Source organism: Streptococcus mitis, assembly GCF_023109105.1.
GTDB classification, from domain to species: domain Bacteria; phylum Bacillota; class Bacilli; order Lactobacillales; family Streptococcaceae; genus Streptococcus; species Streptococcus mitis_BW.
Genome location: NZ_JALDTZ010000001.1, coordinates 294,221 through 308,883, shown reverse-complemented (window position 1 = coordinate 308,883; position 14,663 = coordinate 294,221). Strand labels below are relative to the sequence as shown.

Here is a 14,663-nt window from a genome sequence, read left to right as displayed (position 1 = left end):
ATGGGACTTTTTTTCTACACAAAAATAGGCTCCATAATATCTATAGGGGATTTACCCACTACAAATATTATAGAGCCGAAATTGAAACCGGGGCAATCCTCGGTTTTTTAAGTGATATTTTTACGAAAAATCGGTAAATTTGAGCATAATATCTTGTAAAAAATTCTAAAATCCTTTAAAATAAAAGAGTTGGAGGAATTTATGAATGTAAATCAGATTGTACGGATTATTCCTACTTTAAAAGTTAATAATAGAAAATTAAATGAAACATTTTATATCGAAACTCTTGGCATGAAGGCCTTGTTAGAAGAGTCTGCCTTTCTGTCACTAGGGGACAAAACAGGTCTTGAAAAGCTGGTTTTAGAAGAAGCTCCAAGTATGCGTACTCGTAAGGTAGAGGGAAGAAAAAAACTAGCTAGATTGATTGTCAAGGTGGAAAATCCCTTAGAAATTGAAGGACTCTTATCTAAAACAGATTCGATTCATCGATTATACAAAGGTCAAAATGGCTATGCTTTTGAAATTTTCTCGCCAGAAGATGATTTGATTTTGGTTCATGCGGAAGATGATAGAGAAAGACTAGTAGAAGTGGAAGAAAAGCCTGAATTTCAAACAGATTTGGAATCAATTTCTTTGAGTGAATTTGAGATTTCTATGGAATTACATCTCCCAACAGATATCGAAAGTTTCTTGGAAGTATCTGAAATTGGGGCATCAGTTGATTTTATCCCAGCTCAGGGGCAGGATTTGACTGTGGACAATACGGTTACTTGGGACTTATCTATGCTCAAGTTCTTGGTCAATGAACTAGATATAGCAAGTCTGCGCCAGAAATTTGAATCTACCGAATATTTTATTCCTAAGTCTGAAAAATTCTTCCTTGGTAAAGATAGAAATAATGTTGAATTGTGGTTTGAAGAAGTATGAAGTGGACCAAGATTATTAAAAAAATAGAAGAACAAATCGAGGCAGGGATTTATCCCGGAGCCTCTTTTGCGTATTTTAAGGACAATCAATGGACGGAGTTCTATATTGGCCAGAGTGACCCAGAGCATGGCTTGCAGACAGAGGCAGGACTAGTTTATGACCTAGCCAGTGTCAGCAAGGTTGTTGGAGTTGGTACGGTTTTTACCTTTTTGTGGGAAAAAGGCAAATTAGATATTGATAGACCGGTAACAGATTTTTTAGCTGAGTGTGATTATCCAGACATCACTATTCGTCAGCTCTTAACTCATGCTACAGATCTTGATCCGTTTATTCCCAATCGTGATCTTTTAACTGCCTCAGAATTAAAGGAAGCCATGTTTCATCTCAAGAGACGAAGTCAGCCAGCCTTTCTTTATTCGGATGTCCATTTTTTGCTTTTAGGTTTTATTTTGGAAAGAATCTTTAATCAAGACCTGGATGTGATTTTACAAGAACAAGTTTGGAATCCTTGGGGAATGAAGGAAACCCAGTTTGGCCCTGTTGAGCTTGCTGTTCCAACAGTCAGAGGTGTAGAGGCAGGTTTGGTACATGATCCCAAGGCTCGCCTTTTGGGCAGACATGCAGGTAGTGCTGGTTTATTTTCGACAGTAAAGGATTTACAAATCTTTTTAGAACATTACTTAGCAGATGATTTTGCAAGAGATTTGAGTCAAAATTTTTCTCCTTTGAATGACAAGGAACGTTCTTTGGCATGGAATTTGGAAGGAGATTGGCTAGACCATACGGGCTATACAGGTACCTTTATCATGTGGAATCGTCAGAAACAAGAAGCGGCTATTTTCCTATCGAATCGCACCTATGAAAAGGATGAGAGGGCTCAATGGATATTAGACCGCAATCAAGTAATGGACTTGATTCGCAAAGAAGAGTAAGGAGAGGCATGTCAAACATTTTAAAAGGGACTTTACTAACAGTTGTGGCTGGTATTGCTTGGGGCTTGTCAGGAACGAGTGGCCAATACTTGATGGCACACGGAATTTCGGCTCTGGTCTTGACCAACTTGCGTCTTTTAATCGCCGGTGGAATTCTCATGCTCTTGGCCTATGCTACTGCAAAGGATAAAATGCTGGCCTTTTTAAAGGATAGAAAGAGTCTGCTGTCTCTTCTTATTTTTGCTCTGATTGGACTTTTTCTCAATCAATTCGCTTATCTGACTGCTATTCAGGAGACAAATGCAGGTACTGCGACGGTGCTTCAGTATGTTTGCCCTGTCGGGATTTTGATTTATAGCTGTATCAAGGATAAGGTGGCGCCGACACTGGGAGAGATTGTTTCTATCATATTAGCCATCGGAGGAACCTTCCTGATCGCAACTCATGGGCAGTTGGACCAGTTATCCATGACACCTGCAGGTCTGTTCTGGGGTCTCTTTTCTGCCCTAACTTATGCACTTTATATCATTTTGCCTATAGCCTTGATTCAGAAGTGGGGGAGTAGCTTGGTAATAGGTGTGGGAATGGTCATAGCAGGTTTGGTCGCCCTTCCTTTTACAGGAGTTCTACAGACTGCTATCCCAACTAGTCTTGATTTTCTCCTTGCTTTTGCTGGAATTATCCTTATCGGGACTGTCTTTGCCTATACAGCCTTCCTAAAAGGAGCCAGTCTGATTGGACCGGTCAAGTCAAGTTTGTTGGCTTCAATTGAGCCAATCTCGGCAGTTTTCTTTGCCTTCCTAATCATGGATGAACAATTTTATCCCATTGATTTTCTTGGCATGGCAATGATATTAGTTGCTGTGACTCTGATTTCTTTGAAAGATTTACTTTTAGAAAAATAAAAAGACTCTTTGTCGTCCGTGACAGAGAGTTTTTGCCTAGTAATCTAATTATTTTCAAGATAAAATTCAAAGCGTTCGCCTACATATTGACTTTTTACGTATTCAAATGCAGTTCCATCTTCTAGGTAGGAAACCTGGGTCAGCCCAAGAATAGCATGTCCTTTTTCAACTTCCAAATAGTGGGCAATTTTTTCCTTAGCGAGGCGAGCATAAATAGTCTGCTGTGATTTGCCAATACGGTAGCCATGTTTTTGCAAGGTTTGGAAGAAATGACTGGTGATTTCTTCTTTTTTAAAGTTCTTGATAAATTTTTCAGGAATAGATGCAACTTCATAAACCAGAGGAACATTGTCGGCATAGCGAACACGTTCCATTCGGATAAGATTTTCGGTTGGAGAAATTCCTAATTTGGCAACTTCCTGCTCATTGGGAATGGTTTTTCTGTAGGAAATGAGCTGACTAGAGGGAACTTTACCTTGGGACTTAACAATTTCAGTAAAACTGGTTGTCCCTCGCATCTTTTCTTGTACCCTGGTGCTTGCAACAAAGGTTCCGCTCCCTACCCTGCGCTCCAAGACACCCTCTTCGACTAATAGAGATACGGCTTGGCGGAGGGTCATGCGACTGACCGCAAACTGCTCAGCTAAATCTCGTTCACTAGGGAGTCTTTCTCCAATAGCCCAACGGTGCTCGTCAATATCCTTTTTAATTTGATCATGGATTTTCATATAAGCTGGTAGCATATTTTCACTTCATTTCTATCTTTTCTCTATTGTACCCTAATAAACGAGAAAAAGTCAAACTTCGCCTTGTTTATACTCTTCGAAAATCTCTTCAAACCACGTCAGCTTTATCTGCAACCTCAAAGCGGTGCTTTGAGCAGCCTGCGGCTAGCTTTCTAGTTTGCTTTTTGATTTTCATTGAGTATTAGTTGGTAATTCGACCTTATTTGTGATAGAATATTGGAAAAAGATATTTCTTTTGAGAAAGGAAAAAGATGAGCAACATTTCAACTGATTTGCAAGATGTAGAAAAAATCATCGTATTGGACTATGGTAGCCAATACAACCAGCTGATTTCACGCCGTATCCGTGAGATTGGTGTATTTTCAGAACTAAAGAGCCATAAAATTTCAGCTGCTGAAGTTCGTGAAATCAATCCTGTAGGAATCATCCTTTCAGGTGGTCCAAACTCTGTATATGAAGATGGTTCATTCGATATTGACCCAGAAATCTTCGAACTTGGAATTCCTATTTTGGGAATCTGTTATGGTATGCAGTTGTTGACCCATAAACTTGGAGGAAAAGTTGTTCCTGCAGGGGATGCTGGAAATCGTGAATACGGTCAATCAACCCTAACTCACACACCATCAGCGCTTTTTGAATCAACACCTGATGAACAGACTGTTTTGATGAGCCATGGTGATGCGGTTACTGAAATTCCTGCTGACTTTGTTCGTACAGGTACATCAGCTGACTGCCCATACGCAGCCATCGAAAACCCAGATAAACACATTTACGGTATCCAATTCCACCCAGAAGTTCGTCATTCTGTATACGGAAATGATATCCTTCGTAACTTTGCCCTTAACATTTGTAAGGCTAAAGGCGACTGGTCAATGGATAACTTCATTGATATGCAGATTCAAAAAATCCGTGAGACTGTCGGTGATAAACGTGTCCTTCTTGGCCTATCAGGTGGGGTTGACTCTTCAGTTGTTGGAGTTCTACTCCAAAAAGCTATTGGTGATCAATTGATCTGTATCTTCGTAGACCATGGTCTTCTTCGTAAAGGTGAAGCAGATCAAGTTATGGACATGCTTGGTGGTAAGTTTGGTTTGAATATCGTCAAAGCAGACGCAGCTAAACGTTTCCTTGATAAGCTTGCAGGTGTTTCTGACCCTGAGCAAAAACGTAAAATCATCGGTAATGAATTTGTGTATGTATTTGATGACGAAGCAAGCAAGCTCAAAGATGTGAAATTTCTTGCTCAAGGTACCTTATATACAGACGTGATCGAGTCTGGTACAGATACAGCTCAAACTATCAAGTCACACCACAACGTGGGTGGACTTCCAGAAGATATGCAGTTTGAATTGATTGAACCACTCAACACTCTTTATAAAGACGAAGTTCGTGCTCTTGGAACTGAGCTTGGTATGCCAGACCATATCGTATGGCGCCAACCATTCCCAGGACCTGGTCTTGCGATCCGTGTCATGGGTGAAATCACTGAAGAAAAATTGGAAACCGTTCGTGAGTCAGACGCTATCCTTCGTGAGGAGATTGCTAAAGCTGGTCTTGACCGCGATATTTGGCAATACTTCACTGTTAACACAGGCGTTCGTTCAGTTGGTGTTATGGGTGACGGTCGTACTTATGACTACACGATTGCCATTCGTGCTATCACCTCTATCGATGGTATGACTGCTGACTTTGCCAAGATTCCATGGGAAGTTCTCCAAAAAATCTCAGTACGTATCGTAAATGAAGTGGATCATGTTAACCGTATCGTCTACGATATTACAAGTAAACCACCTGCAACAGTAGAGTGGGAATAGACATCTGAGGCTTATCTTACTTTTATGTAGTTTAACCAGCCAGTATCTTTGGATACTGGTTTTTGCTTTTCTAGGCTTTCGAGTACTTGTTAAAATTTGGTTTATAATCGATAGTTTAACAAGTATTATGCAAAGCTTAAAAGATTAGAATTGTCAAAACAATCTGTCTAGGCTTGATTTTATTCATTATTTACTATAAAATGAGAAGGAAAAACGTCAAACTTTTATATTGCAAATAGGAGAAAAAATGACAAAAACATTAAAACGTCCTGAGGTTTTATCACCTGCAGGGACTTTAGAGAAGCTAAAAGTAGCTGTTCAGTATGGGGCAGATGCTGTCTTTATCGGTGGTCAGGCCTATGGTCTTCGTAGCCGTGCTGGAAACTTTACCTTTGAACAAATGGAAGAAGGTGTCCAGTTTGCGGCTAAGTATGGCGCTAAAGTTTATGTAGCTGCCAACATGGTTATGCACGAAGGAAATGAAGAGGGAGCTGGTGAGTGGTTCCGTAAATTGCGTGATATCGGGATTGCAGCAGTTATCGTATCTGACCCAGCCTTGATTATGATTGCAGCGACAGAAGCACCAGGTCTTGAAATCCACCTCTCTACCCAAGCTAGTGCTACTAACTATGAAACGCTGGAGTTCTGGAAAGAACTGGGCTTGACTCGTGTCGTTTTGGCGCGTGAGGTTTCAATGGAGGAATTAGCTGAAATCCGCAAACGTACAGATGTTGAGATTGAAGCCTTTGTACATGGAGCCATGTGTATTTCATACTCTGGTCGTTGTACTCTTTCAAACCACATGAGTATGCGTGATGCCAACCGTGGGGGCTGTTCTCAGTCATGCCGTTGGAAATATGACCTTTACGACATGCCATTCGGTAAGGAACGTAAGAGCCTCAAAGGAGAAATTCCTGAAGAATTTTCAATGTCAGCCGTTGATATGTCTATGATTGACCATATCCCAGATATGATTGAAAATGGTGTGGACAGTTTAAAAATCGAAGGACGTATGAAATCTATTCACTACGTATCAACAGTAACCAACTGCTACAAAGCGGCTGTTGATGCTTACCTAGAGAGTCCAGAGAAGTTTGAAGCTATCAAGCAAGACTTGATTGATGAGATGTGGAAGGTTGCCCAACGTGAATTGGCCACAGGTTTCTACTACGGTACACCATCTGAAAATGAGCAGTTGTTTGGTGCTCGTCGTAAAATTCCTGAGTACAAGTTTGTTGCTGAAGTTGTTTCTTATGATGATGCGACACAAACAGCGACCATTCGCCAACGGAACGTCATTAACGAAGGGGACCAAGTTGAATTTTATGGCCCAGGTTTCCGTCATTTTGAAACTTATATCGAATATTTACACGATGCAAAAGGAAATAAGATCGACCGCGCTCCAAATCCAATGGAACTATTGACAATCAAGGTTCCACAACCTGTTCAAGCAGGAGACATGGTTCGTGCATTGAAAGAAGGTCTTATCAATCTTTATAAGGAAGATGGAACCAGCGTCACAGTTCGTGCTTAATAAGCATGCAGGAGATGAAAGATTTATAGTTGCTTTCCCTTTAATCTTACTCATTAAAAGAAAAGAAGTTCAAGAAAATATATTTATTTCCATCCGAGATTTTATCTCGGATTTTTTTCATTATTTTTCAGAAAGACCTAGATAATGGACGGATTTATTTCAAGTTTTTTCTAAAGTTTTCTATATAATAGACTCAAAAATAGTAAAATTGGAAATAATTTTCATTAAACGCTTTCAACGTAAGTAAAAAGTTGACAAATCCAATTTTTAGGACTAAACTAAGTAAGTAAATTTTAATTAAAAGGAGAATTCGTCATGAATTTAACATTTTTCGGTCTATGTCTTGCCTGTATGGGTGTGTCTCTTGGTGAGGGGTTGTTGATGAACGGTTTGCTTAAATCAGTAGCTCGCCAACCAGATATTATCGCTGAGTTTCGTAGTCTGATGTTTTTAGGGGTTGCCTTTATTGAAGGGACTTTCTTCATAACTCTTGTCTTCTCATTTATTATTAAATAACGAAATATAAATTGGAGAAGGGAGAATGTTAGATGGAAGAAAGTATCAATCCAACCATCAATATTGGTCCTGTTACCTTTGATTTAACTTTGACAGCCTTGACTTTGCTGTCTGTGTTTCTGATTTTTGCATTTATCTATTGGGCAAGTCGTAATATGACGTTGAGACCCAAAGGTAAACAAAATGTACTAGAGTATCTCTATGATTTTGTAATTGGATTTACAGAACCTAACCTTGGTTCCCACTACATAAAAGATTACTCACTCTTTTACTTATGTTTATTTCTTTTTATGGTCATCGCCAATAATCTTGGTTTGATGGCTAAACTTCAAACAACAGATGGGACAAACCTTTGGACATCGCCAACTGCAAATCTTTCATTTGACCTTGTCTTGTCGTTCTGTATTATTGTGATGGCGCACATTGAGGGGATTCGTCGTCGTGGGATTAAACAATACCTAAAAGGTTTTGTAACTCCTGCATTTATGACACCGATGAATCTACTTGAAGAATTCACGAATTTCCTTTCTCTTGCTTTGCGGATTTTTGGGAATATCTTTGCAGGTGAAGTAATGACAAGCTTGCTTATCTTACTTTCACATCAGGCTATTTTTTGGTATCCAGTCGCATTTGGGGCAAACTTAGTTTGGACTGCATTTTCCGTGTTCATTTCTTGTGTACAAGCCTATGTCTTTACACTATTATCCTCTATGTACCTAGGAAATAAAATTAATGATGAAGAGTAGAAAGGAGTAACTGATGCACATAACAGTAGGTGAATTAATTGGTAATTTTATTTTAATCGCTGGCTCTTTTATCCTTTTGCTAGTCTTGATTAAAAAATTTGCATGGTCTAATATTACAGGCATTTTCGAAGAAAGAGCTGAAAAAATTGCTTCAGATATTGACAGAGCTGAAGAAGCGCGTCAAAAAGCAGAAGTGTTGGCTCAAAAACGCGAAGATGAATTGGCTGGTAGCCGTAAAGAAGCTAAGACAATCATTGAGAATGCGAAAGAAACAGCTGAGAAAAGTAAGGCTAGTATTTTAGCAGATGCTAAACTAGAAGCAGGACGCTTAAAAGAAAAAGCAAACCAAGAAATTGCTCAAAATAAAGCTGAAGCTTTACAAAGCGTTAAGGGTGAGGTAGCAGATTTGACAATCAGCTTGGCTGGTAAAATCATCTCACAAAACCTTGACGGTCATGCCCATAAAGAACTCATTGATCAGTATATCGATCAGCTAGGAGAAGCTTAATGGACAAGAAAACAGTAAAGGTAATTGAAAAATACAGCATGCCTTTTGTCCAATTGGTACTTGAAAAAGGAGAAGAAGACCGCATTTTTTCAGACTTGACTCAAATCAAGCAAGTTGCTGAAGAAACAGGTTTACCTTCTTTTTTAAAAAAAGTGGCAGTAGACGAGTCTGACAAGGAAAAAACGATTGCTTTCTTCCAAGACTCAGTGTCACCTTTATTGCAAAACTTTATCCAGGTTCTTATCTACAACCACAGAGCAAATCTTTTTTATGATATGCTTGTGGATTGCTTGAACCGACTTGAAAAAGAAACAAATCGATTTGAAGTGACGATTACTTCAGCCCATCCTTTAACAAATGAACAGAAGAGTCGTTTGCTCCCTTTGATTGAGAAAAAAATGTCTCTGAAAGTAAGGAGTGTAAAAGAACAAATCGATGAAAGTCTCATTGGTGGTTTTGTTATTTTTGCCAATCACAAGACAATTGATGTGAGTATTAAACAACAACTTAAAGTTGTTAAAGAAAATTTGAAATAGAAAGTGGTGTTCTTTTGGCAATTAACGCACAAGAAATCAGCGCTTTAATTAAGCAACAAATTGAAAATTTCAAACCCAATTTTGATGTGACTGAAACAGGTGTTGTAACCTATATCGGGGACGGTATCGCGCGTGCTCACGGCCTTGAAAATGCCATGAGTGGTGAGCTGTTGATTTTTGAAAACGGCTCTTATGGTATGGCTCAAAACTTGGAGTCAACGGACGTCGGTATTATCATCCTAGGTGACTTTACAGATATCCGTGAAGGCGATACAATTCGTCGTACGGGTAAGATCATGGAAGTTCCTGTTGGTGATAGCTTGATTGGACGTGTTGTGGATCCACTCGGTCGTCCAGTTGACGGTCTTGGAGAAATCCACACTGATAAAACTCGTCCAGTAGAAGCTCCAGCTCCTGGTGTTATGCAACGTAAGTCTGTATCAGAACCATTGCAAACCGGTTTGAAAGCTATTGACGCCCTTGTACCGATTGGTCGTGGTCAACGTGAGTTGATTATCGGTGACCGTCAGACAGGGAAAACAACCATTGCGATTGATACAATCTTGAACCAAAAAGGTCAAGATATGATCTGTATCTATGTTGCGATTGGACAAAAAGAATCAACAGTTCGTACGCAAGTAGAAACACTTCGTCAGTACGGTGCCTTGGATTACACAATCGTTGTGACAGCCTCTGCTTCACAACCATCTCCATTGCTCTTCCTAGCTCCTTATGCTGGTGTTGCCATGGCGGAAGAATTTATGTACCAAGGTAAGCATGTTTTGATTGTTTATGATGATTTATCAAAACAAGCGGTCGCTTATCGTGAACTGTCTCTCTTGCTTCGTCGTCCTCCAGGTCGTGAAGCCTTCCCAGGAGATGTTTTCTATCTCCACAGCCGTTTGCTTGAACGCTCAGCTAAAGTTTCTGATGAACTTGGTGGTGGATCGATTACAGCCTTACCATTTATCGAGACACAAGCAGGAGATATCTCTGCCTATATCGCAACCAACGTGATTTCAATCACTGATGGACAAATCTTCCTTGGTGATGGTCTCTTCAATGCAGGTATTCGTCCAGCCATCGATGCGGGTTCATCTGTATCTCGTGTAGGTGGTTCAGCACAAATCAAAGCCATGAAGAAGGTTGCTGGTACACTTCGTATCGACCTTGCTTCATACCGTGAGTTGGAAGCCTTCACTAAGTTTGGTTCTGACTTGGATGCGGCAACACAGGCTAAATTGAACCGTGGACGTCGTACCGTTGAGGTCTTGAAACAACCTGTTCACAAACCATTACCTGTTGAGAAACAAGTAACCATTCTTTATGCTTTGACACATGGTTTCTTGGATACTGTTCCAGTAGATGAAATTGTTCGTTTTGAGGAAGAGTTCCATGCCTTCTTTGACGCTCAACATCCAGAGATTTTGGAAACCATTCGTGATACAAAAGACTTGCCAGAAGAAGCAGTCTTGGATGCTGCGATTACAGAGTTTCTCAATCAAACCAGCTTCCAATAAGAATAGAGGTGTCAGATGGCAGTATCTCTAAATGATATTAAAACAAAAATCGCCTCAACAAAAAATACGAGTCAAATCACTAATGCCATGCAAATGGTATCGGCTGCCAAGCTAGGTCGTTCTGAAGAAGCTGCTCGTAATTTCCAAGTTTATGCTCGGAAAGTTCGCAAGCTCTTGACAGATATCCTTCATGGTAATGGATCTGGTGGCTCAACCAATCCGATGTTGATTAGTCGTCCAGTGAAGAAGACAGGCTATATCGTCATTACTTCAGACCGTGGTTTGGTTGGAGGTTATAATTCTTCTATTCTGAAAGCTGTTATGGAGTTGAAAGAAGAATACCATCCAGACGGTAAAGGTTTTGAAATGATCTGTATCGGTGGAATGGGAGCTGATTTCTTTAAAGCTCGCGGTATCCAACCACTTTATGAACTACGTGGCTTGGCGGATCAACCTAGCTTTGATGAAGTTCGTAAGATTATTTCAAAAACTGTTGAAATGTACCAAAATGAACTTTTTGATGAGCTCTATGTCTGTTACAACCATCATGTCAATACGCTAACCAGTCAAATGCGTGTGGAACAAATGCTTCCGATTGTTGACTTGGATCCCAATGAAGCGGATGAAGACTACAGCTTGACTTTTGAATTGGAAACCAGCCGAGAAGAAATTTTGGAGCAGTTGTTGCCTCAGTTTGCAGAAAGTATGATTTACGGTGCTATTATTGATGCCAAGACAGCTGAAAATGCTGCTGGTATGACAGCCATGCAAACAGCGACAGATAATGCTAAGAAAGTCATTAATGATTTGACAATCCAGTATAACCGTGCCAGACAGGCGGCGATTACACAAGAAATCACAGAAATCGTGGCAGGAGCTAGCGCTTTAGAATAAAGCCATCCTGCTCAAATGAATGAACTTAGGACCTAGCAAAACTAGGAACCGACAGTATCTTATATAGAATAGGAGAAGGAGATGAGTTCAGGTAAAATTGCTCAGGTTATCGGACCCGTTGTAGACGTTTTGTTTGCAGCAGGTGAAAAACTACCTGAGATTAACAATGCACTTGTCGTCTACAAAAATGACGAAAAGAAAACAAAAATCGTCCTTGAAGTAGCCTTAGAGTTGGGGGATGGTATGATTCGTACTATCGCCATGGAATCAACCGATGGTTTGACTCGTGGAATGGAAGTATTGGACACAGGTCGTCCAATCTCTGTACCAGTAGGTAAAGAAACTTTGGGACGTGTCTTCAATGTTTTGGGAGATACCATTGACTTGGAAGCTCCTTTTACAGAAGATGCAGAGCGTCAGCCAATTCATAAAAAAGCTCCAACTTTTGATGAGTTGTCTACCTCTTCTGAAATCCTTGAAACAGGGATTAAGGTTATCGACCTTCTTGCCCCTTACCTTAAAGGTGGTAAGGTTGGACTTTTCGGTGGTGCTGGAGTTGGTAAAACCGTCTTAATCCAAGAATTGATTCACAACATAGCCCAAGAACACGGTGGTATCTCAGTATTTACTGGTGTTGGGGAACGTACTCGTGAGGGGAACGACCTTTACTGGGAAATGAAAGAATCAGGCGTTATCGAGAAAACAGCCATGGTATTTGGTCAGATGAATGAGCCACCAGGAGCACGTATGCGTGTTGCCCTTACTGGTTTGACAATCGCTGAATACTTCCGTGATGTAGAAGGCCAAGACGTTCTTCTCTTTATTGATAATATCTTCCGTTTCACTCAGGCTGGTTCTGAAGTATCTGCCCTTTTGGGTCGTATGCCATCAGCCGTTGGTTATCAACCAACACTTGCTACGGAAATGGGTCAATTGCAAGAGCGTATCACATCAACCAAGAAGGGTTCTGTAACCTCTATCCAGGCTATCTATGTGCCAGCGGATGACTATACTGACCCTGCGCCAGCAACAGCCTTCGCTCACTTGGATTCTACAACAAACTTGGAACGTAAGTTGGTACAATTGGGTATCTACCCAGCCGTTGACCCACTTGCTTCAAGCTCACGTGCCTTGGCACCTGAAATTGTTGGAGAAGAGCACTATGCAGTTGCGGCAGAAGTAAAACGCGTTCTTCAACGTTACCATGAATTGCAAGATATTATTGCTATCCTTGGTATGGATGAACTTTCTGATGAAGAAAAGACCTTGGTTGCTCGTGCTCGTCGTATCCAGTTCTTCTTGTCACAAAACTTCAATGTTGCGGAACAATTTACTGGTCAACCAGGTTCTTATGTTCCAGTTGCTGAAACTGTGCGTGGCTTTAAGGAAATCCTTGATGGTAAACATGACCACTTACCAGAAGATGCCTTCCGTGGTGTAGGTTCTATCGAAGATGTAATTGCAAAAGCTGAAAAAATGGGATTTTAAGAGGTGATCTATGGCTCAGTTAACTGTCCAGATCGTGACACCAGATGGTCTCGTCTATGATCACCATGCCAGCTATGTATCAGTTCGAACTCTGGATGGTGAGATGGGAATCTTGCCACGACATGAAAATATGATTGCGGTTTTAGCAGTCGATGAAGTAAAGGTAAAACGTATTGATGAGGAAGATCACGTGAACTGGATTGCAGTAAACGGAGGCGTTATTGAAATTGCCAATGATATCATCACAATCGTTGCTGACTCAGCAGAACGTGCTCGTGATATCGATGTTAGCCGTGCAGAACGTGCTAAGCTTCGTGCGGAGCGAGAAATCGAAGAAGCCCACGAAAAACACCTGATTGATCAAGAGCGTCGTGCTAAGATTGCTTTGCAACGTGCTATTAATCGTATCAATGTCGGAAATAGACTATAAGAAAAAATGAACTTGAGTTAACAAGTTCATTTTTTATGTATTCTTAAGGAGCAAAACTGATGCAAACCGCTTCTGGTACATGGAAGTCGTTAGAAAGTTCTGCTAGACGACCAGTTTCAGGATTACGTTTAAAGACGGTTGCATTGTCAGAGTCTTGATGGACAGCAATAACAAATTCTTGGTCTGGTGTCAAATCAAAATCACGTGGAGTCTGACCATGTGTCGGAACGATTTCTAATAACTCTAAGCTACCATCCGCAAGGATTGTATATACTGCGATAGAATCATGACCACGGTTAGAAGCGTAGAGGTATTTACCGTCTTTAGAGAGACGAATAGCAGCAGTTCCATTAAAACCTTCGTAACCGTCTGGTAGAGTTGAAATGACTTGCATGCGTTCAAATTCGCCAACACCATCGTAGATTAAAACTTCTATAGTGCTATTAAGTTCACAAATCAGATAAGCGATTTTATAGTGGTTATGGAAAATGATGTGACGTGAACCTGCTCCTGGCTGGCTGTGATAGGTATAGAGCTTAGATAATTTCCCTTCTTGATCAAGGTCATAAGTGATGACTTGGTCAGTACCTAAATCACAGGTAACTAGATAGTGGTCAGGTGTTAAGTCTGTGTAGTGAACATGGGGCGAAGCTTGATTTTCATGTGGACCTTGGCCACTATGTTGATCTACATCACTAAGTAGAAGACTCCCATCTTCCTTGCGTTTATAAACAAGGACCTGTCCCTTGTGGTAGTTTGCTGCGTACACCAAATTACGCTTTTCATCAACGGCAACATAACAGTGGGGAGCTCCTTCTTCAACGACATAATTTAATAAGGTTCCATCAGTTTGATAGGCTGCAATCCCCCCTTTATCGTCTTGGCTACCAACAGTGTATAAATGTTGGTGTTGGTCAAAGGCAAGGTAGGTTGGACTTGGCTCAGTTGCAAAAAGTTCTAGATTTGAAAGCTGACCAGTTTCTGTATCAAAGTCTGCCTTGTAAATCCCTTGGGACGTACGACGTGTATAAGTTCCAAAATAAACAGTTTCTTTCATAACTTTACCTCTATATAAAGATAAGACTATTATATCACAAAAATGGAGTTGGAGCAGTACTTAGCAGGTACAAACAAACAATAAAATATGATAATATTTTATTTTATTGT

15 protein-coding genes are annotated in these 14,663 nt (G+C 40.4%); 13 read left to right on the top strand and 2 right to left on the bottom strand.

Annotated features, from left to right (window positions below; all coding sequences use genetic code 11):
• The first annotated feature begins 201 nt into the window (after positions 1 to 201).
• From M1F37_RS01540 to M1F37_RS01530, 3 genes are read left to right on the top strand one after another with little or no spacing between them, the layout of a single operon-like run.
• Entirely contained in the window at positions 202 to 927 is a 726-nt protein-coding gene (locus M1F37_RS01540; protein WP_247934443.1) for a CppA family protein, read from the top strand.
• Positions 924 to 1,859, top strand: coding sequence for a serine hydrolase domain-containing protein (locus tag M1F37_RS01535; protein ID WP_247934442.1), 936 nt, complete (start codon positions 924 to 926; stop codon positions 1,857 to 1,859). Before M1F37_RS01540 ends, M1F37_RS01535 begins: the two co-directional genes overlap by 4 nt.
• An 8-nt stretch (positions 1,860 to 1,867) precedes the next feature.
• Positions 1,868 to 2,764 carry a DMT family transporter gene (locus M1F37_RS01530; RefSeq protein ID WP_247934441.1) on the top strand — a complete coding sequence of 299 codons (897 nt, stop codon included), beginning with the start codon at positions 1,868 to 1,870 and terminating at the stop codon, positions 2,762 to 2,764.
• 44 nt (positions 2,765 to 2,808) lie between these two features.
• Here M1F37_RS01530 and M1F37_RS01525 read toward each other — a convergent pair whose 3' ends face one another.
• Positions 2,809 to 3,507 carry a GntR family transcriptional regulator gene (locus M1F37_RS01525; protein WP_247934440.1) on the bottom strand — a complete coding sequence of 233 codons (699 nt, stop codon included), beginning with the start codon at positions 3,505 to 3,507 and terminating at the stop codon, positions 2,809 to 2,811.
• A 254-nt stretch (positions 3,508 to 3,761) separates the two neighbouring features.
• Between M1F37_RS01525 and guaA the strand changes: the two genes are divergently transcribed.
• The 10 genes from guaA (at position 3,762) to M1F37_RS01475 (ending at position 13,496) form a co-directional block, all read left to right on the top strand.
• Complete coding sequence (gene guaA, locus M1F37_RS01520) at positions 3,762 to 5,324, top strand: glutamine-hydrolyzing GMP synthase (protein WP_000065712.1); 1,563 nt, start codon at positions 3,762 to 3,764, stop codon at positions 5,322 to 5,324.
• 247 nt (positions 5,325 to 5,571) lie between these two features.
• Positions 5,572 to 6,858, top strand: coding sequence for a peptidase U32 family protein (locus M1F37_RS01515; RefSeq protein WP_247934439.1), 1,287 nt, complete (start codon positions 5,572 to 5,574; stop codon positions 6,856 to 6,858).
• A gap of 315 nt (positions 6,859 to 7,173) precedes the next feature.
• Entirely contained in the window at positions 7,174 to 7,374 is a 201-nt protein-coding gene (locus M1F37_RS01510) for a F0F1 ATP synthase subunit C (protein ID WP_247934438.1), read from the top strand.
• Positions 7,375 to 7,406: 32 nt separating this feature from the next.
• A complete protein-coding gene (gene atpB, locus M1F37_RS01505; RefSeq protein ID WP_061088126.1) occupies positions 7,407 to 8,120 on the top strand; it encodes a F0F1 ATP synthase subunit A in 714 nt (237 codons plus the stop codon).
• A 13-nt stretch (positions 8,121 to 8,133) separates the two neighbouring features.
• A complete protein-coding gene (gene atpF, locus M1F37_RS01500; protein WP_247934437.1) occupies positions 8,134 to 8,628 on the top strand; it encodes a F0F1 ATP synthase subunit B in 495 nt (164 codons plus the stop codon).
• On the top strand, positions 8,628 to 9,164 hold the full coding sequence (locus M1F37_RS01495; protein ID WP_247934436.1) for a F0F1 ATP synthase subunit delta: 537 nt from the start codon (positions 8,628 to 8,630) through the stop codon (positions 9,162 to 9,164). Before atpF ends, M1F37_RS01495 begins: the two co-directional genes overlap by 1 nt.
• Positions 9,165 to 9,178: 14 nt before the next feature.
• Positions 9,179 to 10,684 (top strand): F0F1 ATP synthase subunit alpha, encoded by a 1,506-nt coding sequence (gene atpA, locus M1F37_RS01490; protein ID WP_247934435.1) that lies wholly within the window; start codon positions 9,179 to 9,181, stop codon positions 10,682 to 10,684.
• A 15-nt stretch (positions 10,685 to 10,699) separates the two neighbouring features.
• Positions 10,700 to 11,578 carry a F0F1 ATP synthase subunit gamma gene (locus tag M1F37_RS01485; protein WP_033680126.1) on the top strand — a complete coding sequence of 293 codons (879 nt, stop codon included), beginning with the start codon at positions 10,700 to 10,702 and terminating at the stop codon, positions 11,576 to 11,578.
• A gap of 81 nt (positions 11,579 to 11,659) precedes the next feature.
• Positions 11,660 to 13,066 (top strand): F0F1 ATP synthase subunit beta, encoded by a 1,407-nt coding sequence (atpD, locus tag M1F37_RS01480; protein WP_247934434.1) that lies wholly within the window; start codon positions 11,660 to 11,662, stop codon positions 13,064 to 13,066.
• A gap of 10 nt (positions 13,067 to 13,076) precedes the next feature.
• The gene (locus M1F37_RS01475; protein WP_247934433.1) at positions 13,077 to 13,496 is read left to right on the top strand and encodes a F0F1 ATP synthase subunit epsilon; all 420 of its coding nucleotides are present in this window, start codon (positions 13,077 to 13,079) and stop codon (positions 13,494 to 13,496) included.
• Positions 13,497 to 13,539: 43 nt separating this feature from the next.
• On the opposite strand, the gene M1F37_RS01470 is transcribed toward M1F37_RS01475, so the two are convergent.
• Positions 13,540 to 14,553 (bottom strand): lactonase family protein, encoded by a 1,014-nt coding sequence (locus tag M1F37_RS01470; RefSeq protein WP_247934432.1) that lies wholly within the window; start codon positions 14,551 to 14,553, stop codon positions 13,540 to 13,542.
• Positions 14,554 to 14,663 lie beyond the last annotated feature (110 nt).

Bases quoted from the DNA above. Each gene is read 5' to 3' on its own strand.
- atpD (WP_247934434.1), top strand. From the start codon at position 11,660: ATGAGTTCAGGTAAAATTGCTCAGGTTATCGGACCCGTTGTAGACGTT.
- atpB (WP_061088126.1), top strand. From the start codon at position 7,407: ATGGAAGAAAGTATCAATCCAACCATCAATATTGGTCCTGTTACCTTT.
- M1F37_RS01525 (WP_247934440.1), bottom strand. From the start codon at position 3,507: ATGCTACCAGCTTATATGAAAATCCATGATCAAATTAAAAAGGATATT.
- guaA (WP_000065712.1), top strand. From the start codon at position 3,762: ATGAGCAACATTTCAACTGATTTGCAAGATGTAGAAAAAATCATCGTA.
- atpF (WP_247934437.1), top strand. From the start codon at position 8,134: ATGCACATAACAGTAGGTGAATTAATTGGTAATTTTATTTTAATCGCT.
- M1F37_RS01495 (WP_247934436.1), top strand. From the start codon at position 8,628: ATGGACAAGAAAACAGTAAAGGTAATTGAAAAATACAGCATGCCTTTT.
- M1F37_RS01515 (WP_247934439.1), top strand. From the start codon at position 5,572: ATGACAAAAACATTAAAACGTCCTGAGGTTTTATCACCTGCAGGGACT.
- M1F37_RS01540 (WP_247934443.1), top strand. From the start codon at position 202: ATGAATGTAAATCAGATTGTACGGATTATTCCTACTTTAAAAGTTAAT.
- M1F37_RS01485 (WP_033680126.1), top strand. From the start codon at position 10,700: ATGGCAGTATCTCTAAATGATATTAAAACAAAAATCGCCTCAACAAAA.
- M1F37_RS01475 (WP_247934433.1), top strand. From the start codon at position 13,077: ATGGCTCAGTTAACTGTCCAGATCGTGACACCAGATGGTCTCGTCTAT.
- M1F37_RS01510 (WP_247934438.1), top strand. From the start codon at position 7,174: ATGAATTTAACATTTTTCGGTCTATGTCTTGCCTGTATGGGTGTGTCT.
- M1F37_RS01535 (WP_247934442.1), top strand. From the start codon at position 924: ATGAAGTGGACCAAGATTATTAAAAAAATAGAAGAACAAATCGAGGCA.
- M1F37_RS01470 (WP_247934432.1), bottom strand. From the start codon at position 14,553: ATGAAAGAAACTGTTTATTTTGGAACTTATACACGTCGTACGTCCCAA.
- M1F37_RS01530 (WP_247934441.1), top strand. From the start codon at position 1,868: ATGTCAAACATTTTAAAAGGGACTTTACTAACAGTTGTGGCTGGTATT.